The organism is Comamonas koreensis (genome assembly GCF_021026195.1).
Taxonomy (GTDB): domain Bacteria; phylum Pseudomonadota; class Gammaproteobacteria; order Burkholderiales; family Burkholderiaceae_C; genus Comamonas; species Comamonas koreensis.
This window is the reverse complement of the sequence record NZ_JAJNCT010000005.1, coordinates 43,498-68,106: the sequence shown is the minus strand read 5'-3', so window position 1 is coordinate 68,106 and position 24,609 is coordinate 43,498. Positions and strand designations below refer to the sequence as shown.

General features: G+C 64.2%; 21 protein-coding genes. 14 read left to right on the top strand and 7 right to left on the bottom strand.

Annotated features, from left to right (window positions below):
* Position 1: 1 nt before the first annotated feature.
* Entirely contained in the window at positions 2-709 is a 708-nt protein-coding gene (gene phoB / locus LPW39_RS02465) for a phosphate regulon transcriptional regulator PhoB (protein WP_021026591.1), read from the top strand.
* 107 nt (positions 710-816) lie between these two features.
* A complete protein-coding gene (phoR, locus tag LPW39_RS02460; RefSeq protein ID WP_230771050.1) occupies positions 817-2,166 on the top strand; it encodes a phosphate regulon sensor histidine kinase PhoR in 1,350 nt (449 codons plus the stop codon).
* On the opposite strand, the gene LPW39_RS02455 is transcribed toward phoR, so the two are convergent.
* From LPW39_RS02455 to LPW39_RS02445, 3 genes are all read right to left on the bottom strand, one after another.
* Positions 2,163-3,542: an MATE family efflux transporter gene (locus LPW39_RS02455; RefSeq protein WP_230771048.1), complete on the bottom strand. Its 1,380-nt coding sequence runs from the start codon at positions 3,540-3,542 to the stop codon at positions 2,163-2,165. The two genes, phoR and LPW39_RS02455, sit on opposite strands and share 4 nt — an antisense overlap.
* A gap of 8 nt (positions 3,543-3,550) precedes the next feature.
* Positions 3,551-5,263, bottom strand: a complete 1,713-nt coding sequence (locus tag LPW39_RS02450; protein WP_230771046.1) for a hypothetical protein — start codon at positions 5,261-5,263, stop codon at positions 3,551-3,553.
* A 195-nt stretch (positions 5,264-5,458) separates the two neighbouring features.
* Positions 5,459-5,704, bottom strand: a complete 246-nt coding sequence (locus tag LPW39_RS02445; RefSeq protein WP_021026595.1) for a type B 50S ribosomal protein L31 — start codon at positions 5,702-5,704, stop codon at positions 5,459-5,461.
* Positions 5,705-6,404: 700 nt separating this feature from the next.
* Between LPW39_RS02445 and LPW39_RS02440 the strand changes: the two genes are divergently transcribed.
* From LPW39_RS02440 to LPW39_RS02430, 3 genes are read left to right on the top strand one after another with little or no spacing between them, the layout of a single operon-like run.
* Complete coding sequence (locus tag LPW39_RS02440; protein ID WP_230771044.1) at positions 6,405-7,592, top strand: efflux RND transporter periplasmic adaptor subunit; 1,188 nt, start codon at positions 6,405-6,407, stop codon at positions 7,590-7,592.
* A 1-nt stretch (position 7,593) separates the two neighbouring features.
* Positions 7,594-9,543, top strand: a complete 1,950-nt coding sequence (locus LPW39_RS02435) for a MacB family efflux pump subunit (protein WP_230771043.1) — start codon at positions 7,594-7,596, stop codon at positions 9,541-9,543.
* Positions 9,544-9,546: 3 nt separating this feature from the next.
* Positions 9,547-10,947, top strand: coding sequence for an efflux transporter outer membrane subunit (locus LPW39_RS02430; protein WP_230771041.1), 1,401 nt, complete (start codon positions 9,547-9,549; stop codon positions 10,945-10,947).
* A 54-nt stretch (positions 10,948-11,001) separates the two neighbouring features.
* On the opposite strand, the gene rho is transcribed toward LPW39_RS02430, so the two are convergent.
* On the bottom strand, positions 11,002-12,264 hold the full coding sequence (rho, locus tag LPW39_RS02425) for a transcription termination factor Rho (protein ID WP_230771038.1): 1,263 nt from the start codon (positions 12,262-12,264) through the stop codon (positions 11,002-11,004).
* 364 nt (positions 12,265-12,628) lie between these two features.
* Positions 12,629-12,961 (bottom strand): thioredoxin TrxA, encoded by a 333-nt coding sequence (gene trxA / locus LPW39_RS02420; RefSeq protein WP_133855571.1) that lies wholly within the window; start codon positions 12,959-12,961, stop codon positions 12,629-12,631.
* Between the two features lie 254 nt (positions 12,962-13,215).
* Here trxA and LPW39_RS02415 point away from each other — a divergent pair, with 254 nt between their 5' ends.
* From LPW39_RS02415 to LPW39_RS02375, 9 genes are all read left to right on the top strand, one after another.
* Positions 13,216-13,719, top strand: coding sequence for a hypothetical protein (locus LPW39_RS02415; RefSeq protein ID WP_230771036.1), 504 nt, complete (start codon positions 13,216-13,218; stop codon positions 13,717-13,719).
* Positions 13,720-13,902: 183 nt separating this feature from the next.
* A complete protein-coding gene (gene dut / locus LPW39_RS02410; RefSeq protein WP_230771034.1) occupies positions 13,903-14,352 on the top strand; it encodes a dUTP diphosphatase in 450 nt (149 codons plus the stop codon).
* 85 nt (positions 14,353-14,437) lie between these two features.
* Positions 14,438-14,971 carry a glycine zipper 2TM domain-containing protein gene (locus LPW39_RS02405; protein WP_230771032.1) on the top strand — a complete coding sequence of 178 codons (534 nt, stop codon included), beginning with the start codon at positions 14,438-14,440 and terminating at the stop codon, positions 14,969-14,971.
* A gap of 163 nt (positions 14,972-15,134) precedes the next feature.
* Positions 15,135-15,923, top strand: a complete 789-nt coding sequence (locus LPW39_RS02400; RefSeq protein WP_230771030.1) for a transporter substrate-binding domain-containing protein — start codon at positions 15,135-15,137, stop codon at positions 15,921-15,923.
* A 419-nt stretch (positions 15,924-16,342) separates the two neighbouring features.
* Complete coding sequence (locus LPW39_RS02395; protein ID WP_230771029.1) at positions 16,343-18,610, top strand: TonB-dependent hemoglobin/transferrin/lactoferrin family receptor; 2,268 nt, start codon at positions 16,343-16,345, stop codon at positions 18,608-18,610.
* A gap of 63 nt (positions 18,611-18,673) precedes the next feature.
* Positions 18,674-19,843 (top strand): hemin-degrading factor, encoded by a 1,170-nt coding sequence (locus tag LPW39_RS02390; protein ID WP_230771027.1) that lies wholly within the window; start codon positions 18,674-18,676, stop codon positions 19,841-19,843.
* A 10-nt stretch (positions 19,844-19,853) separates the two neighbouring features.
* Positions 19,854-20,798 (top strand): heme/hemin ABC transporter substrate-binding protein, encoded by a 945-nt coding sequence (locus tag LPW39_RS02385; RefSeq protein ID WP_230771024.1) that lies wholly within the window; start codon positions 19,854-19,856, stop codon positions 20,796-20,798.
* Positions 20,799-20,863: 65 nt separating this feature from the next.
* Complete coding sequence (locus tag LPW39_RS02380) at positions 20,864-22,003, top strand: FecCD family ABC transporter permease (RefSeq protein WP_407928797.1); 1,140 nt, start codon at positions 20,864-20,866, stop codon at positions 22,001-22,003.
* Positions 22,004-22,015: 12 nt separating this feature from the next.
* Positions 22,016-22,882, top strand: coding sequence for a heme ABC transporter ATP-binding protein (locus LPW39_RS02375; RefSeq protein ID WP_230771022.1), 867 nt, complete (start codon positions 22,016-22,018; stop codon positions 22,880-22,882).
* Positions 22,883-22,922: 40 nt separating this feature from the next.
* On the opposite strand, the gene LPW39_RS02370 is transcribed toward LPW39_RS02375, so the two are convergent.
* Positions 22,923-23,378: a hypothetical protein gene (locus LPW39_RS02370; protein ID WP_230771020.1), complete on the bottom strand. Its 456-nt coding sequence runs from the start codon at positions 23,376-23,378 to the stop codon at positions 22,923-22,925.
* Between the two features lie 196 nt (positions 23,379-23,574).
* On the bottom strand, positions 23,575-24,387 hold the full coding sequence (ppsR, locus tag LPW39_RS02365; protein ID WP_021026838.1) for a posphoenolpyruvate synthetase regulatory kinase/phosphorylase PpsR: 813 nt from the start codon (positions 24,385-24,387) through the stop codon (positions 23,575-23,577).
* Between the last annotated feature and the right edge of the window lie 222 nt (positions 24,388-24,609).

Sequence of the window (24,609 nt, the reverse complement as noted above, 5' to 3'; positions counted from 1 at the left end):
TATGAAAAAACTGCCACGCGTACTCATTGTCGAAGACGAGCCCGCGATTGCCGAGCTGATCGCGGTGAACCTGCGGCACAACGGCTGCCTGCCGATCTGGGCAGAGGATGGTGATGCCGCACAGCGTGAATTGGACGCCGTGCTGCCCGATGTGATCTTGCTCGACTGGATGCTGCCGGGCCAAAGCGGCCTGTCGCTGGCGCGCAAATGGCGTGCCGATGCCCGCGTCAAGGGCATTCCCATCATCATGCTGACGGCCCGAGGCGATGAGCCTGACAAGATCGCCGGGCTCGATGCCGGTGCCGATGACTACATCACCAAGCCTTTCTCCACGCAGGAGTTGCTGGCCCGCATCCGTGCGGTACTGCGCCGGCGCATTCCCGAGCAGGTCAACGACAGTGTGACGATTGGCGAGTTGGTACTGGATGCGGCCACGCACCGCGTGACTTTCCAGGGTGAGTTGCTCAAGCTGGGTCCCACCGAGTTCAAGCTGCTGCACTTTTTGATGAAGCATGCCGAGCGGGTCCACTCGCGCTCGCAACTGCTGGACAAGGTCTGGGGTGACCATGTGTTCATCGAAGAGCGCACCGTGGACGTCCATGTCAAGCGTCTGCGCGAGGCCTTGGGTGCTGCCAACGTGATGGTCGAGACCGTGCGTGGTGCCGGCTACCGCATCACCGGCCAGCCCCAGGCTTTGCAGCGCGCTTAGCCTTGCACCGTGCCCCGGATGCAGAGATACTGCCGCATCCGGGCACCTTGGGTTTTGTGTAGGCTGCGCTGGTCGCAGCTTTTTTTGTTTTTGAGCGTTAGGCCTGCATGCTGTTTCGCATTGTCAGTTTTTTGGTTTTTCAGGCCCTGGGCGCGGCCCTGGGATGGTGGCTGGGCCAGTGGCACGGCGCACTGATAGCCGCCGTCATCGGTGCCTGGTGCTGGTTTGTCACGGATTTGTGGCGAGGTAACAAGGTGCTGGCATGGCTGAGGCGCGGTGACCCCGACAGTGCCCCGCAGCTGATGGGTATGTGGGGCGAGGCGGCCGACCGGGCGCGGCGCCTGGTGCGCCAGTTGCAAAAGAACGAGGCCCAGTCCGATGACCGGCTGCACCAGGTGCTGACGGCCATCCAGGCCTCGCCCAATGGGGTGGTGCTGCTCGATGAGCACAGCCATATCGAGTGGTGCAACCAGACCGCCTGTGACCACTTCGGCTTCAACCTGGAGCGCGACCACATGCAGGTCATCACCAACCTGGTGCGCGCGCCGGAGTTCATCGGCTATTTCAACGCCAACAACTTCAGCAAGGATGTGGTGATGATCAGTCCGGTGATGCGCGCGGCCAGCCCGATGCGCATGTCGGTACAGATGTTTCCCTACGGCGGCAACCGCAAGCTGCTGCTGTCGCGCGATGTCACCTCGATGGAGCTGGCGGACGCGATGCGGCGCGACTTTGTGGCCAATGTCTCGCACGAGATCCGCACACCGCTGACGGTGCTGACCGGCTTTATCGAAACCTTGCAGACCTTGCCGCTGAGTGCCGAAGAGCGCACCCAGTACCTGGGCCTGATGTCGAACCAGGCCCACCGCATGCAAGGCCTGGTGGTCGACCTGCTGACCCTCTCACGCCTGGAAGGCAACCCGCCGCCCAGCCTCAATGAATGGGTCAGCGTGGAAGGCTTGCTCAAGCGCTGCGAAGAAGATGCACGCGGCCTGGCGCGCATGATCGCCAAAGAGGGCGACAAGCCCCTGCAGCTGTTCTTTCCGGATGCGCAAGCCGATGCAGGCAGCTACGAGCTGGCCGGCGCCGGCAATGAGCTGCAAAGCGCGCTGTCCAACCTGGTCAACAATGCCGTGCGCTACACGCCGGCGGGCGGCGAGATCCGCGTGCAGTTCATGCGCCAGCCCGATGGATCGGGGCGTGTCAGCGTCACCGACACCGGCCCGGGCATTGCGCCCGAGCATATCCCGCGCCTGACCGAGCGCTTCTACCGCCTCGACCGCAGCCGTTCGCGCGACACCGGCGGCACGGGCCTGGGCCTGGCCATCGTCAAGCATGTGCTGCAGCGCCATGGCGCGCAGCTACAGATCCGCAGCACGATCGGCAAGGGCTCGGAATTCAGCGTGGTGTTTCCGCCATCGCGCGTGCGCAAGCAACTGACGGAAGAACTCGTTTAACGGCTCTGGCGTACTGCGCGAGCGGTCACCCGGTGCAGCAAGACCAGGAAGCAGGCGGCCGCCAGCATCAGCGCATAGGCGGCGCACATCCAGAAGGCGATCGGCGATGCCATCGCCGGGCGGCCCGCCAGACCGTGGTAGGCCAGCTGGAAGCCGCCCCACAGGCCCACACCCCAGAGCAGGCTGCAGTACACCAGCAGCGGCGTGACGGTGATGCGGTAGCTGCGCAGCACAAAGATGGACACGGTCTGGCTCGCATCAGCCAGGTGGTAGAGGCTCACCCAGCCCAGCAGGCCCAGCGCAATGGTGGCCACCTCCGGCGTTGCGGTGTAGATCGGTACGATCCAGCCCTTGGTCAGCCATACCAGCAGCGCCAACGTAGCTGCCAAGCCCATGGCGCTGAACAGGCCCAGAAACACCACCTGGCGTGCCCGCGCCTCATCGCCCGCACCGCGCCAGTAGCTGGCGCGTGCGCTGGTCGCAATCGCCAAGGACAGCGGCACCATGTACATCAGCGCGGTGACATTGGCGGCAATCTGGTGCGCAGCAGACGAGGCCGTGCCCATGCGCGCCACATAGAGCGCCATCAAGGTGAAGGAGGTGATCTCGACCAGGATCGACAGGCTCGCCGGCACGCCCAATTGCGCAAACTGCGCCAAGGTGGGCCAGTGCGGCCGCTCCAGGCGGCGCCAGATATCGGTCGGTGCATAGACGGACTGGCTGCGCAGCAGCCACCAGCCCAGGCCGCAGAGCAGGAAATTGACCACAAAGGTGGCCCAGGCGCAGCCCAGCACGCCCATCGGTGCCAGGCCCAGACCGCCAAAGGTGAACCAGACGGACAGCGGCAGCTTGACGAGCAAGGACATGGCCTGCAGCCAGGTGACCATCTTGGGTTTGCCCAGTGATTGGCTCAGGGTGCTGAAAATACGGAACAGCAGCGCGGCTGGCAGGCTCCAGCCGATGATGGCCAGGTAGCTTTTGACCAGCGCTTGCAGCTCTTGCGGCACCTCGGTCCAGCGCAGAATGGGCGCGGGGTTGAAGAGCACGGCCCAGCCCAGCAAGGTGGCCGCCAGGCAGATGTAGAGGGACTGGCGCAGCGAGGCGCCAATATCGGCATGGCGGCGCGCGCCGTGCATCTCCGACCAGATGGGCATCAGTGCCTGCAACAAGCCCATCAGCGAGACATAGACCGTCACAAAGATGGCCGAGCCCACCGACAGCGCCGCCAGCGAGGCTTCAGCATGGCGGCCGGCAACGATGGTGTCCACCACACCAAACCCCATCACGGCAATCTGGCCAACAAACACGGTGCCCGCATGTTTGGCCAGCACCCGCATATCGCGGCCTGCCAGCAGGCGCGTCAATCTCTCCCGCATAGGCACCGTCAATTCGCTTGACGACGGTAGATGACGATCTCCGCGTTCTTGTCGGTGGGGCGGGCCACGGCAGCCAGGCGTTTCCACTCTGGGCCCAGCACCTCGTTGCTCGGGGTGCGCTGCGATTCCAGCGGCATGGCCAGCCAGTTGCAGGATGCGCTGCTCGGGTCGGTCAAGGTCTTGAGCTGCCAGCCGCCCTGGGCCTGCATGGCCACAATCTGCGAGCGGCTCAGGCCCCAGGCAGCCACACAGCCAGCCGATGCCGGTGGCGGCAGGACCTTGGCCAACGCCTGCACCTGGGCGGTATAGCTGCGGCCATAGTCCAGCATGGGCATCCAGATGCTCATCAGCAAGATCCAGCTGAGCACGGTGCCGCCGGCAGGCAGCACCAGGCTGCGCCAGATCTCGGGCCGGTTGCGGCGGGCACGCCAAAAGGCCAGCGCGCACCAGGCCAAGGTGGCCAGTGCGGCAATGACAAACTGCGGCAGCGAGAACTGCGCGACAAAATCAGGGGCGATGCGGGCTACGTTGGCTGCTGGCTTGGCCGGCGTGCCGGTGTAGACCGCCAACCAGATCACCCAGATGGTGATGGCTGCCGCGCTGAAAAACAGCAGGGTGAACCAGTCGATCAGCGCCGCCATCGCGCGGCGGAAGGTGGGCAGCGCAAAGGCGGCCAGTGCCGCAAACGCGGGCAGGCCCAGCAGCAGCGCGCGATCGGATGGCGTGGTGATGACGGTGTTGACCAGCGCCAGGGCACCCAGCAGGATGGGTAGCCAGAGATGGCGGTGCACAAAGCGCCAGTCGGCCACCTGGCGGCGCCAGATCCACAGCGACCACAGCGCCAGCGGCCAGGCCGGCCAGACATACCAGACCACCAGTTCGAACAGCGGACGCAGCTGGCGGAAGTTTTCGGCCGGCAAGATGCGCCACTGCCACTGGTGCAGATAGACAGCCAGCAGCAACGCGGCCACGCCGAGGATTGCAAAGGCACCGGCCGCCTGCAGGCTGCGCGCGCGCAGCTTGGCATCGACGGGGGTGAGCGCCAAAATCAGGGCCACGCCCAGGCCCAGGCAGACCGCATAGGTGGGCGCGCCGCTCAGCGCCAGCATCACCAGGCCTATTGCACCAACGCACAGCGGTGTGGCAAAGCGGATCGGAATGCAGGCGGCGGCGTAAAACACGAAACAGACGCCCGACAGTTGCACCACATAGCTGCTGGCTTCGTGCGAAGGCTGGGCCAGACCCAGGCAGGCAATCAGTGCGAGCAGGCCGCCATCGGCCATCGCGCGCGCATAGTCAATCTCGTTGGCTTCGCCACCAAAGGCAAAGGCCACCGGGCCTGCACCCGGGCTGCGGGCGAGGTAGTACACGGCATACCAGGTGGCCATCAGGGCCAGCCAGAGCAGGGCGGCAAACGGCAGGCGGCTGGCTAGCTCGGGCGACATGAAGTCGCCAAAAGCCTGGATCGCCCAGGCGCCCAGCCAGTAAGGAACCAGCCCCTCGGTGTCCGGGCTCAAGCCCAGAATCTCCGGTGCCAGCCATGGTGTCCGTCCCTCCGCCAATGCCAGCGCGTAGCCATAGCTGGTGATGTCCAAGGTCTTCCAGGGCCCGCGGGCTACAAAGCCGGGCACCACATAGGCCAGGCACAGCAGCAGCAAAAGCGCACGCGGCAGGGGGCGTACAGCGGCTTGGGGGACGATGGCTGGGGTCGGAAAATTCACACGGGGCTACCAGAGGAGGCAAGGCTCAGCAGCTTATCAGGCGCTGCGCCAGAAATGTAGGAGAACCGCGCATTGTCTGCGGGTCGAACAAGCGGGTCAATAAAAAAAGGCAGTACGGTGTCGCACTGCCTTTAGGTTGCCGAGACAAAAAGGGCCGCAGGCCTTGCAGCCCGAAGCCTTTTTGCAACAAGCAAATTACTTCTTGCCGAAACGGTTGCGGAAACGCTCCACACGGCCGCCCATGTTGTCCACCGACTTTTGGGTGCCGGTGTAGAAAGGGTGCGACTCAGACGAGGTATCCAGCTTGAACAGCGGGTATTCCTTGCCTTCGAAGGTTTCGGTTTCCTTGGTGTTCACGCAGGAGCGGGTCACAAACTTGAAGCCGTTGGACAGGTCCACGAACAACACTTCGCGGTAGTCTGGGTGAATGCCTTCTTTCATGATTCTTCCTTAGGTCAAGTGCGGGAGCCGTGCCAAGCCGGATGCAACCTCTGCATCCCAGTAAACTGGGCGTACTTTCCGCAATAAAAGCCCTCCATTATTGCATAAGGTGGCTTTCTATTGTGCAAAACCTGTGGTTTCAGTCGACTGAGGGCTTCTTTGGCCCGAGGCTGAAGCATCGCAGAGCTCTGGTGGATGGGGCCTTGGGACTGGCGGGCGCCCCACTTGCTGCCTGCCCCGCGCTATTGGAAAAACCAGCGGCCCCGGCACACAATTCTGCGCAGAATCGGCGGTCGCACTATGCCGGGGCCATGTCCTCCGGGCAGGGCGGGCAATGGCCGCGCAGCACCGGGCTGGCACAAAAGGGCCAAACGCAGACAGCCACCGGCGGAGCATCGGATCTTGGGGCCTGCCAGATGGACTCCCCGCAGGTCCAGGGACTCTGGGCGCCCCCTTCGGCCAGCCGCTGACAACTGCGGCTGGCGGCCGCCGGGTGGGGCGAAGCGGGTTGTGCAGCGGCGCGACCAGTTGCTTGCACTTATCGCTTTATAGGTAGGCCTTGTGTTGTGGTCATCGAATGTCCATAGAAATTACAAACTAATCCCAATATTTGCCACCAGACTGCAGGCTTTGTTTCAAGACCCCTGCTGGCGCGGCAATGGCTGCGCCTGAGAGGGTCACAGACATGGAAGGAGCAGGGGTGTCCAAACGCAATGGGGTGGTAGTGGCAGCGCTGGTTGCCGCCGGTGTGCTGGTTGCGGGCTGCGTCTGGTTGTTGGCCAGATCGGCTGCAGCGCCGCAGTACGCCACCGCAGCGGTGACCACCGCCGACCTGCGCCAGACCGTGTTGGCTGTAGGCCGTTTGCGTGCGAAAGAGCTGGTGGCCGTGGGTGCGCAGGTCTCCGGTCAGGTTCAGCATCTGCATGTCGCATTGGGCCAGCAGGTCAAAGCGGGCGACCTGATTGCCGAGGTGGATGCCCAGCCCCAGCAGGTGGCGCTGAGCAATGCCAGGGCGGCGCTGGCATCGCTTCAGGCCCAGCTGGCGGCCCGAGAAGCGGCCAGGCTGCAGGCGCAACTGGGTTACCAGCGTGAGCAAACGCTGCTGCGAGGCGAGGCGACTGCCCAGGCCACCTACGAAGCGGCCAAGGCCGCCTTGGTGACTGCCCAGGCGGAGGTGCGTTCGCTGGGCGCGCAGATCGAGCAGGCGCGGCTGCAGGTGGAGACGGCACGCATCAATCTGGGCTACACCCGCATCGTTGCACCGATGGATGGCATGGTGGTGGCGGTGGTCACCAAGCAGGGCCAGACCTTGAACGCGTTCCAGACCACGCCCAATATCGTCATGCTGGCCAAGCTGGATGTAATGACCGTGAGGGCGGAGATATCGGAAGCCGACGTGCACAAGATTGCACCTGGCCAGGCGGTGACATTTACCACCCTGGGCCAGCCCGGGGTGGCGCACCAGGCGACTGTTGAGCTGGTCGAGCCCGCGCCGGAATCCATCGTCAACGATGTGGGGACAGGCACCAGTCCCAGCGGCAACGAGGGTGCCGCGACACGGGCGGTTTACTACAACGCGCTGTTCGATGTGGCCAATCCGGATGGGCAATTGCGACCGTCGATGACGGTGCAGGTGACCATTCTGGTGGATGAGGCGCTGCAGGCGCTACAGGTGCCCAATGCCGCCCTGGGGGCACGTGATGCCGATGGTTGGTACAGCGTGCGGGTGCGCGATGCGGCGGGTGGAGTTGCAAGCCGCCAGATCCGCATCGGCCTGCAAACCCATTCGCAGACGCAGGTGCTGGAAGGGCTGGCGCCAGGCGAAGAGGTGGTGTTGGGCGAGGCCGTGCCCAGCGATGTGCCGGTCGGCGGACTGCTGGGGTTCTGATATGCGCGCAGCACTTCTGGAGATGCGCTGCCTGCGGCGCGAGTTCCCGGCAGGCGATGGCGCGGTGACAGTGCTCAAGGACATCAACCTGCGCATTGATGCCGGTGAGATGGTGGCCATCGTCGGCGCCTCGGGTTCGGGCAAGTCGAGCCTGATGAATATCCTGGGCTGTCTGGACCGTGCCACGAGCGGCAGTTACTGCATTGCCGGGCGCGATGTATCGGCACTGGCGCCCGATGCGCTGGCAGCGCTGCGCCGTGAGAGCTTTGGCTTCATCTTTCAGCGCTACCACCTGCTGGCCGATCTATCGGCCCAGGGCAATGTCGCACTGCCAGCGGTCTATGCGGGCATGGCTACGGCGGATCGCCAGGCGCGGGCCCAGGCGTTGCTCAAGCGCCTGGGTCTGGCAGACCGCATGCAGCATCGGCCAGCGCAGCTCTCCGGTGGCCAGCAGCAGCGGGTATCGATTGCCCGGGCGCTGATGAATGGCGGCACCGTGATTTTGGCGGACGAGCCCACTGGCGCGTTGGACAAGGCCAGTGGCCAGGAGGTCATGCGCATTCTGCAGGAGCTCCATGCCGAGGGTCACACCGTGATCCTGGTCACCCACGACATGGGTGTGGCCGCGCATGCCGAGCGCATCATCGAGCTCAGTGACGGTGAAGTGGTGGCGGACCGGCAACTGCGCCCAGCGCAGCCTGGGCGGTCTGTAAAGGCCATCGCTGACCAGCCTGGCAGCTCGCGGCTGCAAGCCTGGAGCCTTCGCCTGTTTGAGGCGATGCATATGGCGATGCGTGCGCTAGCCGCCCATCGCCTGCGCAGCTTTTTGACGATGCTGGGCATCATCATCGGTATTGCGGCGGTGGTCTTTGTCGTGGCGCTGGGGCGAGGCGCGCAGGACCAGGTGCTGGCACAAATCGATAGCCTGGGCACGAGCACGCTGGAGATCTACCCCGGCCGGGACTTTGGCGACTCCAAAGCTGCATCGGTGAACACTTTGGTCGCTGGCGATGTGCAGGCGCTGGCCGCGCAAACCTATGTCGACAGTGCCTCACCCAGCCTGTCGGTGCCAGTCACCGCGCTCTACAGGGAGCTTTCTGCGTCAGCTCAGATCAATGGCGTGGGCGCGGAACACTTGCGCGTGCTCGGGCTGAGGCTGGCCGCCGGGCGTTTCTTCAACGAGGGCGAGGTCGAGCGCAATGCCCAGGTCACAGTGATCGACCAGCGGGCTGCGCGTGCGCTGTTTCCGTATCAGCCGTCTCCTTTGGGTGCGACCGTGTTGCTGGGCAGTATGCCGGCGGAGGTCATTGGCGTGCTGGCACCGGAGACCAACAGCTTTGCAGGTCCTACGCCGAACTTTTTGGTGCCCTACACCGCCGTGTACGCGCGCCTGGGCGGAAAGCACCACCTTGACAGCATCCGGCTGCGCATTGCCGATACGGTGCCCCTTGAGGCGGCCCAGCAGGCAGTGACGGCCTTGCTGACCGCGCGCCACGGCAGCCAGGATTTCTTTATTTTCAACGCCGACCAGATCCGCCAGGCGGTGAGCCGCACTGGCCAGGTGCTGACCTTGCTGATTTCGTCGATCGCAGCCATTGCACTGCTGGTCGGCGGTGTGGGGGTGATGAACATCATGCTGGTATCGGTGACGGAGCGCACACGCGAGATCGGCGTGCGCATGGCCATCGGGGCCCGCCAGTCGGACATCCTCCAGCAGTTTCTGATCGAGGCCATGCTGGTGTGCCTGGTGGGCGGTCTGCTGGGCATTGGGCTGGCGCTGGGTTTGGGCGCGCTCGTCAGCTTGCTGAATGCGCAGTGGCAGCTGTCGTTCAGCACCACTGCCATCGTGGGGGCGGTGGCCAGCGCGTCGCTGATTGGCGTTGGCTTTGGCTTTTTACCCGCGCGGGCGGCAGCGCGCCTTGATCCTGTCCAGGCACTGGCGAGGGACTGACCCATGCGGCTTATTGCGTTGATCACCATATTGTTAGGCAGTGCGCTGGCGGGCTGTGGGTCGCTCACCCGCACGCCCTATGTGGCACCAGCGGTGGCCTTGCCTGCGCAGTTTGTGCATGCGGGCCCAGAGGCGGGCGCACCGCAGGACTCAGCGTGGTGGCGCGCATTTGCTGATCCCCAGCTGGATGCCTGGATCGATCTCGCGCTGGCCCGCAATAGCGACCTGGCTGCCGCCGCCATCCGCGTGCGCCGTGCGGCGCTGGAGGCGCAACTGGCAGCGCGTGCGCTTGCGCCAACGCCGTCACTATCGCTGGCTGGCAATGCCACGCAGCCTTTGTCGGGTGATGCCCGGGGCCTCACGACAAACGCCAATGCGCAACTGGGACTGGGTTGGGAGCTCGATCTTTTTGACCGCCTCGGCGCGCAGCGCGATGCTGCCGCATGGGAGGCGCAGGCCAGCCGTGAGGATCTGGATGCGGTGGCTCTGTCCATGGTCGGCTCTGTAGCCAATCTGTACTGGCAGGTGGGATGGGCGAATGAACGCATAGGCCATGCGCAGGACAGCCTGGCCTATGCCCAGCGGGTACAAGCCTTGGTGGCTCTGCGTTACCGCAGTGGCGCAGATTCTCGTCTGGCCTTGCGCGAGGCGGAGCAGGCAGTGGCGCAGCAGCAGGTGGCACTTAGCCAGCTGTTGCACACCAGGGCAGAGCTGCGCCAGACACGGATGGCGCTCTTCAACGGCGCGCCCCCAGACCTTGAGACCGAGCCACAGCGCTTACCGGCTATGGCCCTGCCGCCTGTCAGCGCAGGACTGCCTGCCGAGCTGCTGGGCCGCCGGCCGGACCTGCGCGCGGCCGAGCTGCGGCTGCGGGCCGCACTGGCGGCCAGCGATGCCGCTGCAGCGCGCCTGTATCCGACGCTGTCGTTGACGGGGTCGCTGGGCACATCCAGCCAGGCACTGTTGCAGGTGCTGGCCAACCCCGTGGCCAACTTGGGCGCCAACCTCAGCTTGCCTTTCCTCAACGCACGCGAGCTTGGCCTGGCCGCCGACATCGCCCGCACCCGCCATGAGGAGGCGGCGCTGAATTTTGGCAAGACCCTGTATGACGCGCTGGCCGAAGTCGACAAGGCCCTGTCGGCGCGCGCACAGCTGACACAGCAATTGGACTGGTTGCGCCTGGCGCTTGAGGAGAGCCAAGAGATCGAGCGCCTCTACGCCATGCGCTACCGCGCTGGCCAGGTGCCGCTGCGTGACTGGCTCGATGCCCAGGAGCGCCTGCGCAGCAGTGAATTGGCCCATGCGTCGGCACGCCTGGCGCTGTTGCAAAGCCATCTGGGTTTGCAGCAGGCCTTGGGCGGTGGCGTGGGCGGTGTGGCCGAGGGCCTGAGCGCTGCACCATGAAAAAACCCTCCGTTTGAGCGGAGGGTTGGCAGGCCGGATGGCGCTGAGCGGGGCTTAGCCGCCTCGGCGCATCATGTCGAAGAATTCGACATTGCTCTTGGTCTGCTTCATGTTCTTGATCATCAGCTCCATCGACTCGATCTCGTCCATGTTGTACATGAACTGGCGCAGGATGCGGGTCTTTTGCAGGATCTCGGGCGCCAGCAGCATCTCTTCGCGGCGGGTGCCGCTCTTGTTGAGCTCGATGGCGGGGAAGACGCGCTTTTCGTACAGACGGCGGCTCAGGTGCAGTTCACTGTTGCCGGTGCCCTTGAATTCTTCAAAGATCACTTCGTCCATGCGGCTGCCGGTGTCGACCAGTGCGGTGGCGATGATGGTGAGCGAGCCACCTTCTTCGACATTGCGGGCCGCGCCAAAGAAGCGCTTGGGGCGCTGCAGCGCATTGGCATCCACACCACCGGAGAGCACCTTGCCCGACGAAGGCACAACGTTGTTGTAGGCGCGGGCCAGACGGGTGATGGAGTCCAGCATGATGACGACGTCCTGGCCCATTTCCACCAGGCGCTTGGCGCGCTCGATGACCATTTCGGCCACGTGCACGTGGCGGGCAGCGGGTTCGTCAAAGGTCGATGCAATGATCTCGCCCTTGACCGAGCGCTGCATTTCCGTCACTTCTTCAGGGCGCTCGTCAATGAGCAGCACCATCATGTGCACATCGGGGTAGTTGGCGGTGATGGCGTGTGCAATGCTCTGCATCATCATCGTCTTGCCGCTCTTGGGGGGCGCGACGATCAGTGCGCGCTGACCACGACCAATGGGCGCGATGATGTCGATCAGGCGGCCGGTGATGTTTTCCTCGGCCTTGATGTCGCGCTCCAGACGCATCTGTTCCTTGGGGAACAGCGGCGTCAGGTTCTCGAACATCATCTTGTGCTTGTTCTGCTCAGGGGGCAGACCGTTGACCTTGTCGAGCTTGGTCAGGGCAAAGTAGCGCTCGCCGTCTTTGGGCGTGCGCACTTCGCCTTCAATCATGTCGCCGGTGTGCAGGTTGAAGCGGCGCACCTGGCTGGGGGAGATGTAGATATCGTCGGTGCTGGCGGTGAAGCTGGTATCGAGGCTTCGCAGAAAGCCAAATCCATCGGGGAGGATTTCCAGAACGCCATCGGCAAAAACCTGTTCACCGGCTTTGGCTCGCTTCTTGATGATCGCAAACATCAACTCCTGTTTGCGCATGCGGCCAGTATTTTCAATTTCAAGCTCTTCTGCCAGCTTGAGGACTTCAGACACATGCAGTGCCTTGAGCTCATTTAAGTGCATGGATGGACTCCAGAACGGAGTAACTGTTAGAGGTAGGGGGAATGCAGAGCCGGTGCAATAAGCGGGAGACCGCGAAGCCGGAGACCATGCTTGATCTATTCTTGGTCGGAATACGATCGGTGATCTGATTGCGGATTATAGACAGGTTGTTGCAGGAACATCCCGCCTGAATTATCAACTATATGTATCCGGCGGAACACGATGCGGCTAGGGATTTTGATTTTCTATAAAAAACACAGAAAAATCAAATGCTTGAAAAATGAAAAAAGCACGGTAAAAACCGTGCTGTGTTGGCGGGGGCCGCCACGTTTGGCGGCCATGCCTAGGTGCAGACGCGGCGGCCGGGCATGCACCAGGTCTGGATTCAGGCCAGTTGCTCGTCCAGGAAGGCCGTCAGTTGGGCCTTGTTCAGTGCGCCAACCTTGGTGGCGGCAAGCTGGCCGTTCTTGAACAGCATCAGGGTAGGGATACCACGGATGCCGAACTTGGCCGAGATGGCGCGGTTTTCATCGACATTGACCTTGGCGATCTGCAGCTTGTCCTTGTAGCTGACCGACACTTCTTCCAGCACCGGGGCGATCTGCTTGCAAGGGCCGCACCATTCGGCCCAGAAGTCCACCAGAACATTGGTGTTGGGTTGCAGAACATCGCCGTCAAAGCTGGCTTCGTTGGTGTGCTTGATCAGGGATTCCGACATGGCAGGTTCCTCGTTAAATTTTGGGTTTTTTGGCGCCAGGGGTTGCGCCATGGACAAAAGTTGAGGCCATTGTGACAGAAAGCAAGGCCGGGTGCAGGCAGCGGGCGCCGCATCTGACGCGTTGTAGGGGCGCTGGATGTCAAGCACAATGCGCTCTCAGAGGGACAAGAGGGTCCGGGCATGCAGGCTTGCTATGCCGGAGTTTGAAACTATCAATCGCTGCCGCCACTTGCAGGCGACAGCGCCAGGAGGAGATGCAATTGGCACTGCTGAACAGGGACACGGCTTCTGTCTATGACACCCCGCCACACGGCGACTTTGTGCGCTATGTGGAGCAGCTCATCGCCCGGCAGAACCCCGGCGCCGCCCATACCGTGGGCAGCACGCAGCGGCCGGCGCGGCCGCGCAGTGGCCAGGCGCAGGCAACACCGGGCGCCTCAGGCCAAGGTGCTGGCAACAACCCGATTGCCGACCAGGCCCAGGAGCTGCTCGACCGCATCCGCCAGATGGACCAGACGCGCAAGGACAAGCGCCAAGGCGCGGCGCAAACGCTGACCACCACCACGCGCAGCAGTTCAGGCGCAGCCACCACGTCGATTTTCACCTCGGCGGGCAACAGCACCGCCACCAAGAAATCCTTCAGCGGCTTCAAGCTCATCGGGATACTGATTGCGGTGATCCTGGGCATCATGTTCCCGCCGCTGGGCATTGTGATGCTGATCGCGGCCTTCAAAAAAGGCTGGACCCATAAGGACTAGTTGCGCGCTATCAGGCGGGTCAGAAGGCAGTCGCAGCCTCGGCTGCCGGGGTGGTGGGGCGCTGCCGCTGCAGATGCTTGCATTTGTATGCATACGGTAAATGCCTGTAGGCCGGTGCACCAACTGCGCTGGCGGGCGTTGTGTATATGCTAGCCTTCGCTGCATTGTTTTTGAACCACCACCATGATCGTTGACCTGAAGATTCTCGACCCCCGCATGCAAGAGCAACTGCCCCAGTACGCCACGCCCGGTAGCGCCGGCCTGGATTTGCGTGCCTGCCTGGATGAACCGCTGACCCTGGAGCCCAATGCCTGGCAACTGGTGCCCACCGGTCTGGCCATCCACCTGCGCGACCCGGGTTACGCCGCGATGATCCTGCCGCGCTCGGGCCTGGGCCACAAGCATGGCATCGTGCTGGGCAACCTGGTCGGCCTGATCGACAGCGACTACCAAGGCCAGCTGATGGTCAGCGCCTGGAACCGCAGCACCCAGCCCTTTGTGCTGCAGCCGATGGAGCGTCTGGCACAGATGGTGATCGTGCCGGTGGTGCAGGCAAGCTTTCAAGTGGTGGAAGATTTTGGCGATGTGTCCGAACGCGGCGCCGGGGGCTATGGCTCCACCGGCACCAAATAAGCCAGCGGCACCAAGCTATTGATACTGGCGGGCCACCCATGGCCCTGACCCCCTAGTCATTTTTGTGATCTGAAAGGAGAGCGCAATGTCTCAAACGAATCCAAGCTCGCGCAGCCTGCTGCAACGTGCAGGCAAGCTGGGTCTGGCCCTGGCGGCCACCTCGGTACTGGCAGCCTGTGTGCAGGCACCCCCCCGTTATGACAACCGCTACCCGCAAGGCCCGGCGCCCCAGCAACAGGGCAGCTACCCGCAGCAGCAAGCGCCTTACGGTATGGAATACGGCACCGTGGCCAATATTGAAGAGCTGCGCTCGCAGTCGCGCAGCACCTCCGGCGTAGGCGCCATCCTGGGTGCCGTGGTCGGCGGCGTGCTGGGCAACCAGGTCGGCGGCGGCTTTGGCCGCATGGCCGCCACGGCAGCCGGTGTGGCTGGTGGCGCAGCGGCTGGCAATGCGCTGGAGCAGTCGTCCAATGGTGGCGGCCGCAGCACCGTCAGCGGCTACCGCATCCATATCAACCTGCAAAACGGCGGCCAGCGCATTTTCGATGTGCCCAACCCCGGCGATCTGCGCCCGGGCGACCGCGTGCAGATCAACCAGGGCCAGATCTCGCGTTATTGAGATTGCCGCAGCGCCTGCCGCGCTTGGGTGAACCCCGATGGGCAGGCGGCGGGCACTGGGACACAATGGCGCCGCGTGTCTCAAAAAGCGTGTACACCGCAACGGTGTGCACGCTTTTTTTGCATGATCTCCCTCCCGATTGTCGAAACACCAAGGTGCCAACATGTTCCTGAAGAAAACCAAGACCCTCGCCGCCGTGGCCGTCAGCGCGACGGCGCTTGCAGCGCTGTCGCTGCCTGTCCAAGCGGGCCCCCGGCTCGACGCCATCATGCAGGCCAAGGTGCTGCGCGTGGGCACGCCGGGCGACTACCGCCCCTTTGCGATGAAGGCTGATGGCAAGTACGCCGGCCACGACATCGAGGTGGTCGAGGCCATGGCCAAGGAGCTGGGCGTCAAGGTCGAGTATGTGGACACCAGCTGGCCCAAGCTGATGCAGGACCTGCAGGACAACAAGTTCGATGTGGCCGTGGGCGGCATCACCCGCAATGTGGCGCGCCTGAGCAAGGTGCAGATGCTGCCGGGCTATGCACCGTTCGGCAAGGTGGCCCTGGTGCGTGCGGCCGACAAGGACAAGTTCACCACGCCCGAAAGCCTGAACCAGGCCAGCGTGCGCGTGATCAAGAACCCCGGCGGCACCAACGAGGCCTATGTGCTGCAGAACCTGAAGAACGCCCAGGTCAGCACGCATGACAAGAATGCCGAGATTCCGGCCCTGATCGCCGAAGGCAAGGGCGATGCGATGATCACCGAGACGTATGAGGCGCTGCACTACAGCAAGGCCGACCCGCGCCTCTACGCCGCCTACCTGGACAAGCCGCTCACCCCCGTCAACCAGCTGGGCTTCATGCTGCCGGTGGACGATGCCGACTACCAGCGCGTGATGCAGTTCACCTGGGATGTGCTGGCGCTGCGCGGCGTGCTGCAGCAAGAGGCGCAGAAGTGGCTGAAGTAGTCAGCTAAGCTGCCCATCCGGCCAGCGCCTCAGCCGCCTGGTCTGCATGCCATCGCGAAGGAGGGCGCCCATCTGGCGCTCCAACCACGCAGGCCTTGCAGACCAGGCGGTTTTTTTGTTGGCGCAAGCCCCTTGCTAAACCGTCGATCTGCTGAGCGATCCAGGAGCAATAACAGCCGACCTCATGCATTCCGCTGGATCTGTCGCTATTTGGCTGCGGCACAATCTGTTGCAGGGCTATTTTGTCGATAAATAAGAATTATTCTCATATACTTGTTTGCGCGCCAGCCTGTGACCCGCACGCCAGCCGTGCTGCCGCCCCTGCCTAGCAGCGGGCCGTCATTGCCAGCTTCCTTGTTCAACCCTGTTGTCTGAAAGCTCGGCCCGTGGCTGCCCATACCCCTTGCAACGCGCATCGCGTGTCCTCCACCCCAACATTCTTGCCTGCAGCCACTGGCGCACGCCAGCCGCTGGCCCTGCAACCGCTGGCGCTGGCGGCCTTGCTCTGCACGGCCCAGGCAGCGCAGGCCCAAAGCCCAGCAGCAGCCAGCGGCGCTCAGGCTGCTGACGGTGCGCCCTTGCTGAAGGAAATGGTTGTCAGCGGCTCGCGTTATGAGCAAGACCCCGACGAGCTGCCGATGAGCATTGATGTCATCAATGCCCGGCAGATGGAAGAGCAGCAGATGCGCGATATCCGCGACATCGCCCGCGACATGCCCAATGTCTCGGTCAAGCGCGCACCGGCACGCTTCACCTTGGCGTCGGGCTCCACCGGCCGTGACCAGAACGCCGGCTTCAATATCCGGGGGCTGGACGGCAATCGTGTGTTGATGCTGGTCGATGGCATCCGCCTGCCGCGCAGCTATGTGTTCAGCGCCAATGCCTTTGGCCGTAACTACCTTGATGTTGGCATGATCCAGCGGGTAGAAGTGGTGCGGGGTGCCACGTCGGCGCTCTATGGCTCTGACGGCATGGCGGGACTGGTCAACTTCATCACCAACGAGCCCAGCAACCTGCTCAAAGACGGCCAGACCTTTGGCGGTCGTGCCAGCGTAGGCTATGACAGCCAGAACACCGGCAAGAACCTGGGCCTGACCCTGGCTGGCAAGCCCAATGAGACGGTCGAATGGCTGCTCGGCGTGAACCTGGGCCGCAGCCATGAGCTCAAGAACATGGGCGATATCGACACGCTTGATACGCGCCGTACGACCCCGAATCCGCAGCATGACAAGGATGCCTCGGTGCTGGGCAAGGTGGTGGTGCGACCCAATGCGGACCAGAAGCACACCTTCACCGTGGAGCATGTTGACAAGAAAGCCGACTACCAGCTCTACACCGCACGCACGGCGCCGCCGGTCACCGCCGCTACGGCCGTCATCGATTCCGGATCGTCGACAGACATGAAGCGCACGCGCGGCAGCTGGGCGGGCGAGTGGCGCAACCTGAGCACGCCCGCGTGGGATGACATCAAGGCCAGCCTGAGCTACCAGAATGCCGACTCGCGCGAGTTCATCTACGAAGACCGCCTGACCGCTGCTGACCGCACCCGCGATGTGACCTACCAGGAAAAAACCTGGCAGGCGAATGTGCAAGCCAGCAAGGTACTGCGTGGCGATGCGGGCCTGGCGCAGAAGATCACCTACGGCATCGACTATGTGCGCAGCGATGTCGAGAACCTGCAGACGGGTATCACGCCGCCAGTGGGCGAGCTCTTTCCGCTCAAACGCTTCCCCGATACCACCGAATCGAGCTGGGCACTGTATGCGCAAGATGAGCTGGTGCTGGGCGACTGGACCTTCACGCCCGGCCTGCGTTATGACCACTTCAGCATCAAGGCCGACCAGGCTGGCTTTGGCGCCAATGCGGTGTCGCTGTCAGGCAATGCCACCTCGCCCAAGCTGGGTGTGATGTACCGGGTCAATCCGGAATGGAGTGTGTTCGGCAACTACGCCAAGGGCTTCCGAGCGCCCAATGCGGGCCAGGTCAATGCCTTCTTTGAAAACCCGGTGGGCAATTACAAGACCATTCCGAATCCTGACCTGAAGCCGGAAACCAGCCAGAACCTGGAGTTTGGGGTACGGGGACGTCTGGCCAATGTGGCGCTGGATGTGGCGGCATTCACCGGCCGCTACAAGGACTTTATCGACGACCTGGTGCAGGTGGGCGGTGTGGGTACCGCTGCTGATCCGCTGGTGTTCCAGTCGGTCAACCGAGGCAAAGTCAACATCAGTGGCTTTGAAGTCAAGGGCGATGCCGACTGGGGGCGCTACGCCGGCATCGGCTGGAGCACGCCGTTTTCCTGGGGCCGTACCCAGGGCCGTGACCGTAGCAGCGCCGAGCCGCTGTCGTCCATCGATCCGCAGCGCTTTACCGTGGGCCTGCGTGCCGAGGCCGCCGTCTGGACAGCGCAGCTGGGCCTGAACTACACCCAGGGCAAAAAGGCCAAAGACACGACCAACCCTAGCGGTGGCACCCAGTTCCTGAACCCATCGGCCACCTTGGTGGACCTGACAGCGCAATGGCGCATCCGCAAGGACCTGCGCTTGAACGTGGGTATCTACAACCTGACCGACAAGAAGTACTGGCGCTGGTCCGATGTGCGTGGTCTCGCGTCCAGCTCAGGCGTTATCGATAGCTACACCCAGCCGGGTCGCTCGGCCAAGGTCAGCCTGGTCGCTGAGTTCTAAATCTGCCTCTGTGGGCAGCGTGCGCGCTCTGCACGCTGCCGGCTTTTCCCTAAGGAGTCCCCCATGAATTCGTCTCTTTCCCCCGCCGCTGCGCCAGCCGCCTTGAGCGCGGCCCGTGCTGCAGACATCCGCCGCGCCTTTGCCGCAGAACGTGCCAAGGGACTGCGCGCCAAGGAAGCGGCCGAAGCCGCCGGCACCAGCGAAGGCGAGGCGATTGCCGCCCATGCCCAGCAGTGGCAGCCCGAGGGCAGTAGCCTGCAGGTGCAGGTGCTGGCAGCACCCCAGGGCGCCTGGGTGGAGGTGCTCAAGGCACTGGAAGCCTGCGGCCCGGTGATGGCCTTGACCCGCAATGCCAGCACTGTGCATGAGAAGACCGGCATCTATGCCAATCTCAGCGCCGGCGGCGAGCTGGGTGCCCAGGTGGGCATTGCGCTGAACGAGGACATTGACCTGCGCCTGTTTTTTGCCAGCTGGCATGCCGGCTTTGCGGTGACCGAGACCTCCGCCCATGGCGGCAGCACGGTGCTGCGCAGCCTGCAGTTCTACAACCGCGCAGGCCGGGCAGTGCACAAGGTCTATGCCCGCGATGCCAGCGACCTGCAGGCCTGGCAGGCGCTGGTGGAGCGCTTTGCGGTGGCTGCTGGCGGCAGCGTGCCCGGCTTTGATGCGCCAGAGGCACGCAAGCCCGTCAGCGTGCCGGCAGACAGCAGCGTCGATGTGCCCGCCCTGCAGGCCGCCTGGGCCGGCATGAAGGACACGCATGAGTTCTTCAGCATCATCAGGAAGGCCGGGGCCGAGCGCCAGCAGTCCTTCCGCCTGGTGCAGGGCCAGTTTGCCTGGCCGCTGGCCAAGGACAGCGTGACCGCCTTGCTCAACGAGGCCAGCTTCTCGGCCACACCCATCATGGTGTTTGTCAGCAGCGGCGGCTGCATCCAGATCCACAGCGGCCCGGTGCAGCGCATCGAGCCGATGCGCAGCCCCAATGCCGAATGGATCAATGTGCTGGACCAGGGCTTCAATCTGCATCTGCGCACCGATCTGATCGCCCATGCCTGGCTGGTGGAGAAACCGACCAGCGATGGCACCGTCACCTCGGTCGAGCTGTTCGACGCCTATGGCGACCTGATGGCCATGTTCTTTGGTGCCCGCAAGCCCGGCAAGCCGGAACTGGCTGGCTGGCGCGCGCTGGCGACCGGCCTGCCGCGCCTGAACGCCGAGCCGGTGAGCGCTTGAGGAGTGCAAGATGGCTTTATTGAATCGCCGTGATTGCCTGGCCTGGGCTGCTGGTGCTGCCGCTGCAGCCATGGCGGGCCCGTTGTGGGCGCAGCCCGCCCGGCCGGTGGCCGATGCGGGTGCCAAATCAGTGCTGCAGCCCTTTGTCGGCATGCAGCCCCAGGTGGCGGCCAAGCGCCTGATCAGTTTGAGTGGCGCGCTGACCGAAATCATCTACCTGCTGGGCGCCGAGCAACTGCTGGTGGGCAGCGATACCACCAGCAACTACCCGGCGGCCGCCGACAAGACGCCCAAGGTGGGCTATGTGCGCCAGCTGGCCGCCGAGGGCGTGCTCTCGCTCAAGCCCGATACGGTGATCGGCACGACCGAGGCTGGCCCGCCCGTGGTACTGCAGCAGATTGCGCAAGCCGGGGTGACCGTGGCCCTGGTGCAGTCCGACCACAGCTGGGACGAGGTGCTGCGCAAGATCCGGCTGGTAGGCCAGGCCACCGGCAAGCAGGCCCAGGCCGAGCAGCTGGCGCAGCGCTTGCAGACCGACTGGGACCAGACCCAGGCCCAGGTGCGTGCCAGTGTGGCAGCCGGGCGCGCGCCGCGTGCGCTGTTCGTGCTGTCGCACAGCGGATCGCCCCAGGTGGCAGGCCAGGCCACGGCGGCCGATGCGCTGCTGCGCCTGGGCGGCGCCACCAATGTGATGCAGGGCTTCCAAGGCTACCGGCCGTTGACGGCCGAAGCCATGGCGCAGGCGGCGCCGCAGGTGATCGTGACCACCACCCAGGGCCTGGAGGCAGTGGGCGGTGCGGAGAAGTTCTGGGCGCGGCCCGAGCTGGCACTGACCCCTGCGTTCAAGAACAAGACCATGGTGGCGCTGGAGGCAAGCCAACTGCTGGGCTATGGCCCGCGCTTGCCGCAGGCCGTGCAGGCACTGCACCAGGGCTTGCTGGCCATCCAGCCATGAGCGAAGCGGCGCGTGTGCGCATCAGCGCGGACGCCCCGCACAGCACGCCAGCACCAACAGCAGGTTTGCATGCAGTGGCGCCAACGCCCGCCCCGGCTGCTGCAGCGGCAACGCCGGTGCTGCGGCGGCCCAGCCAGGGCCGGGCGCACCGGCGCCTGGGCAAATCCAGCACCCTGGGCCTGATGGCCTTGCTGGTGCTGGCGGCCTTTGTGTTTGCGGCCGGACAGGGCGCCTTTGCGATCGATGCGGCGCGCCTGCCGGGTATCACCTGGAACGCCTGGCTGCACTGGTGGCAGGGCGCAGGCGCTACCAGCCCGGGCGCCAGCACCGAGCAGCTGGTGTTTGCCACCATCCGCCTGCCGCGCCTCATCCTGGGCCTGGCGGCGGGTGCTGGGCTCGGAATGGCCGGGGCGCTGATGCAGGGGCTGTTTCGCAATCCCCTAGCCGACCCGGGCCTGATTGGGGTCAGCAGCGGCGCGGCCTTGGCGGCTGCGGCGCTGATTGTGATGGGCGCGCTGTGGTTTCCGGCGCTGCCGCGCAGCCTGGGCAGCTGGCCGCTGATGCTGACCGCCTTTGGCGGCGGCCTGTTCACCACCTTTCTGATTTATGGCCTGTCCCAAACCGGTGGTGGCACGCGCATTGGTGTGATGCTGCTGGCGGGCGTGGCCATCAATGCGCTGGCAATGGCTGGCCTGGGCCTGCTGAGTTTTCTGTCGACCGACGAACAGCTGCGCAACCTGCAGCTGTGGCTGATGGGCAGCCTGGGCAGCACGCGCTGGCCGGTGGCCTTGATGACCTGCGCCGTGGTGGCCGTGGCCATGCTGATCGCCCAGCGCCTGGCCCAGCCCCTCAATGCCATTGCCCTGGGCGAGGCCCAGGCCAGCCTGATGGGCGTGGGGGTGGAGCGCACCAAGCGCCTGGCTGTGGTGCTGGCTGCCCTGGTTGTGGGTTGCATCACCGCCGGCTGCGGCATGATTGGTTTTATCGGTCTGGTGGCCCCGCACTGGGTGCGCATGCTGGCCGGGCCGGACCACCGCGTGGTGCTGCCGGCATCGGCCCTGCTGGGTGCTGCGATGGTGGTGTTTGCCGATGCCTTTGCGCGCACGGTGGTGGCGCCGGCCGAGCTGCCGCTGGGCGTGCTGACCGCCCTGGTCGGCGTGCCGCTGTTTTTGGCCATGCTGCGCCAGTTCCGGCGCCAGCTCTGAGCGAGGCTGCAGATGTTCAATCCCTTCAAGACCTGGGGCGCTGCCACCCGGCCCGCGCAGCCAAGCGCATTGGGCGGGCCTGCCAGCAGCTGGCGCCTGGAGCACCTGGCTGTCGGTGTGCCCGGTGGCGATACCCTGGTGAGCCTGCATACCCGCATCGAGGCGGGCCGGGTGACCGCCATCGTCGGGCCCAATGGGGCTGGCAAATCCAGCCTGCTGAGTACCTTGACGGGCCAGTGGCAGCCCCATGGCGGCCAGCTGTTTTTTGATGGGCAGCCGCTGTCCCGCTGGTCATCCGAGCAGCTGGCGCTGCGCCGCGCCATGATGATGCAGGACGGCGGTGTGGCCTTTGACTTCACGGTGCAAGAGGTGGTGGAGCTGGGGCGCTATGCGCACCGGCTCCATCCCAGCACCGACGAGGCCGGCATTGTGGCCCGTGCGATGGCGCTGACCCAGGTCAGCGCCTTTGCCCAGCGCAGCGTGCGCACCTTGTCAGGCGGGGAGCGGGCGCGCACCCATCTGGCGCGGGTGCTGGCCCAGTTGTGGGAGCCGGCGGCCTGCGGTGGCGCGCGCTGGCTGCTGCTCGATGAGCCCACCGCTGCGATGGACCTGGCCTGGCAGCACCAGACCATGGCCTTGCTGCGCGACTGGGCGCATGCGGGGCCGTCTGCCGGAGTGGGGGTGATTGCCGTGGTGCACGACATGAACCTGGCATTGCGCTATGCCGACGATGTGCTGCTGGTGCATGGCGGCGGCTGCCTGCATGGCCCCGCACACGAGGTGCTGACACCCGAGACCATTGCCCAGGTTTGGGGCGTGGGCTGCTTTGCCACCCAGGCGCCGGATGGCACGGCCCAGTATCTCTTCGCACAAAACTAAGCGGGCCTGAGCCCGCTGTGTTGCTTGGTGGCGTGCTTGCTTATTCCAGCGGCTCGTCTTCAGGCTTGCACTGGCGCTTCAAGCTCTGGGCCTCGTAGTCCAGCGTCTGCTTCATCGCGCCGCCCAGCAGGGCTGCATCGATGTGCAGATGAAAGTTGTCACCGGTATTGGTTTGCTTGGCCTGGGCGGTCAGCATCTTGCCGCAGGTCACCGTCCAGCTCTTGTTGTTCTTGTCCAGCAGCTGGCTGTCCTTGATGCGGCACTGGCTGAAATGCTTGGACAGGATAAGATCCGGGTAGAGAAAGCCTTCCTTGTCCACCAGCTCAGGGCCGATGCAGCGGTCCTTGGTGCGTGGGGCCTTGGCGGGTTTGTTGCCGATGGCCGATTTGGTCTCGGTCACGGAAAAAGCGCCCGGCTGCGCAGCTTGGGCGGGCAGGGCGGTCAGCAGCGCGGCACAGAGGCCGGCGCTGGCGATCCAGGTCAAAGTTGTGTTCATGCTTGAACTCCTGAGCGGCGGCCCATCCACACGGGGCCGTGATCGCTTGGTTATAGCAGGCGGGCATGCGGCCTGCTGTAAAGCTGTGCGAAGCAAGGGTAACGCTGCGCATCAATACCGCGCAGCGTTACGGAATAGCGAGTGGCCGAGATGTGCAGCAATCAGCAGCAACTAGCAGCGATTGGCAGCGGGCCGCTCACTCGTCCTGCTTGAGGTCCTGCAGCACCACGGCGGCAATCTCTTCGATGGACTTGTGCGTGGTCGACAGCCACTGGATGCCGGCGCGGCGCATCATCGATTCGGCCTCGGCCACTTCCATGCGGCAGTTCTGCAGGCTGGCGTAGCGTGAGTCGGGGCGGCGCTCATTGCGGATCTGGGACAGGCGCTCGGGCGCAATGGTCAGGCCAAAGATCTTCTTCTTATAAGGCAGCAGGGCCGGGGGCAGCTGCTGGCGGTCGAAATCCTCGGGGATCAGCGGGTAGTTGGCCACCTTCAGGCCAAACTGCATCGCCAGGTAGAGGCTGGTAGGTGTCTTGCCACTGCGGCTCACCCCCACCAGGATCACATCGGCACCAGCCAGGTCATGGTTGGTCTGGCCGTCATCATGCGCCAGGCTGAAGTTGATCGCCTCCATGCGGTCAAAGTATTCCTTGCTCTCGCTGATATCGGTAAAGCGGCCGATGCGGTGGTGCGACTTGGCGCCCAGCTCGTCTTCCAGCGGCTGGACAAAGGTGGCAAACATGTCCATCACCAGGCCCTTGCAGTGCTCATGCACCACCTTGACGGTCTCGGGCTCAACCAAGGTCGTGAAAACAATAGGCTTTTTGCCTTCCTTGTCGGCCGTGTGGTTGATCTGGTGCACGGCCTGGTGGGCCTTGTCGACCGTGTCCACAAAGGGCAGGCGCACCGCGCGGGTGGTGATGTCGAACTGCTTCATGATGGCGCGGCCAAAGGTCTCGGCTGTCACGCCGGTGCCATCAGAGATAAAGAAAATGGTGCGTTGGTGCATGTTGGGCCTAATGCTACATCGGCGGTAACGGGCGAATTCTGTCGCAGGCGGTGCCCCGCTGCGTGCGGGGTTTGTCATTGTTGACCACGGTGTTCAGCAAGTCGCAAGCAAAACGGCGGCAGCACGCCTACAATGACGCCCATTATTCACATTTCCCGCATGTACTCCGGCCTACCAGTACAAATACAAAGCCAGATGTCCGAGCCCCCAGCGGCCGGACAG

Coding starts and splice junctions, on each gene's coding strand:
- dut (WP_230771034.1), top strand. CDS start 13,903: ATGATCGTTGACCTGAAGATTCTCGACCCCCGCATGCAAGAGCAACTG.
- LPW39_RS02390 (WP_230771027.1), top strand. CDS start 18,674: ATGAATTCGTCTCTTTCCCCCGCCGCTGCGCCAGCCGCCTTGAGCGCG.
- LPW39_RS02375 (WP_230771022.1), top strand. CDS start 22,016: ATGTTCAATCCCTTCAAGACCTGGGGCGCTGCCACCCGGCCCGCGCAG.
- LPW39_RS02385 (WP_230771024.1), top strand. CDS start 19,854: ATGGCTTTATTGAATCGCCGTGATTGCCTGGCCTGGGCTGCTGGTGCT.
- ppsR (WP_021026838.1), bottom strand. CDS start 24,387: ATGCACCAACGCACCATTTTCTTTATCTCTGATGGCACCGGCGTGACA.
- trxA (WP_133855571.1), bottom strand. CDS start 12,961: ATGTCGGAATCCCTGATCAAGCACACCAACGAAGCCAGCTTTGACGGC.
- phoR (WP_230771050.1), top strand. CDS start 817: ATGCTGTTTCGCATTGTCAGTTTTTTGGTTTTTCAGGCCCTGGGCGCG.
- LPW39_RS02415 (WP_230771036.1), top strand. CDS start 13,216: ATGCAATTGGCACTGCTGAACAGGGACACGGCTTCTGTCTATGACACC.
- LPW39_RS02405 (WP_230771032.1), top strand. CDS start 14,438: ATGTCTCAAACGAATCCAAGCTCGCGCAGCCTGCTGCAACGTGCAGGC.
- LPW39_RS02430 (WP_230771041.1), top strand. CDS start 9,547: ATGCGGCTTATTGCGTTGATCACCATATTGTTAGGCAGTGCGCTGGCG.
- LPW39_RS02455 (WP_230771048.1), bottom strand. CDS start 3,542: ATGCGGGAGAGATTGACGCGCCTGCTGGCAGGCCGCGATATGCGGGTG.
- phoB (WP_021026591.1), top strand. CDS start 2: ATGAAAAAACTGCCACGCGTACTCATTGTCGAAGACGAGCCCGCGATT.
- LPW39_RS02370 (WP_230771020.1), bottom strand. CDS start 23,378: ATGAACACAACTTTGACCTGGATCGCCAGCGCCGGCCTCTGTGCCGCG.
- LPW39_RS02400 (WP_230771030.1), top strand. CDS start 15,135: ATGTTCCTGAAGAAAACCAAGACCCTCGCCGCCGTGGCCGTCAGCGCG.
- LPW39_RS02435 (WP_230771043.1), top strand. CDS start 7,594: ATGCGCGCAGCACTTCTGGAGATGCGCTGCCTGCGGCGCGAGTTCCCG.
- LPW39_RS02445 (WP_021026595.1), bottom strand. CDS start 5,704: ATGAAAGAAGGCATTCACCCAGACTACCGCGAAGTGTTGTTCGTGGAC.
- rho (WP_230771038.1), bottom strand. CDS start 12,264: ATGCACTTAAATGAGCTCAAGGCACTGCATGTGTCTGAAGTCCTCAAG.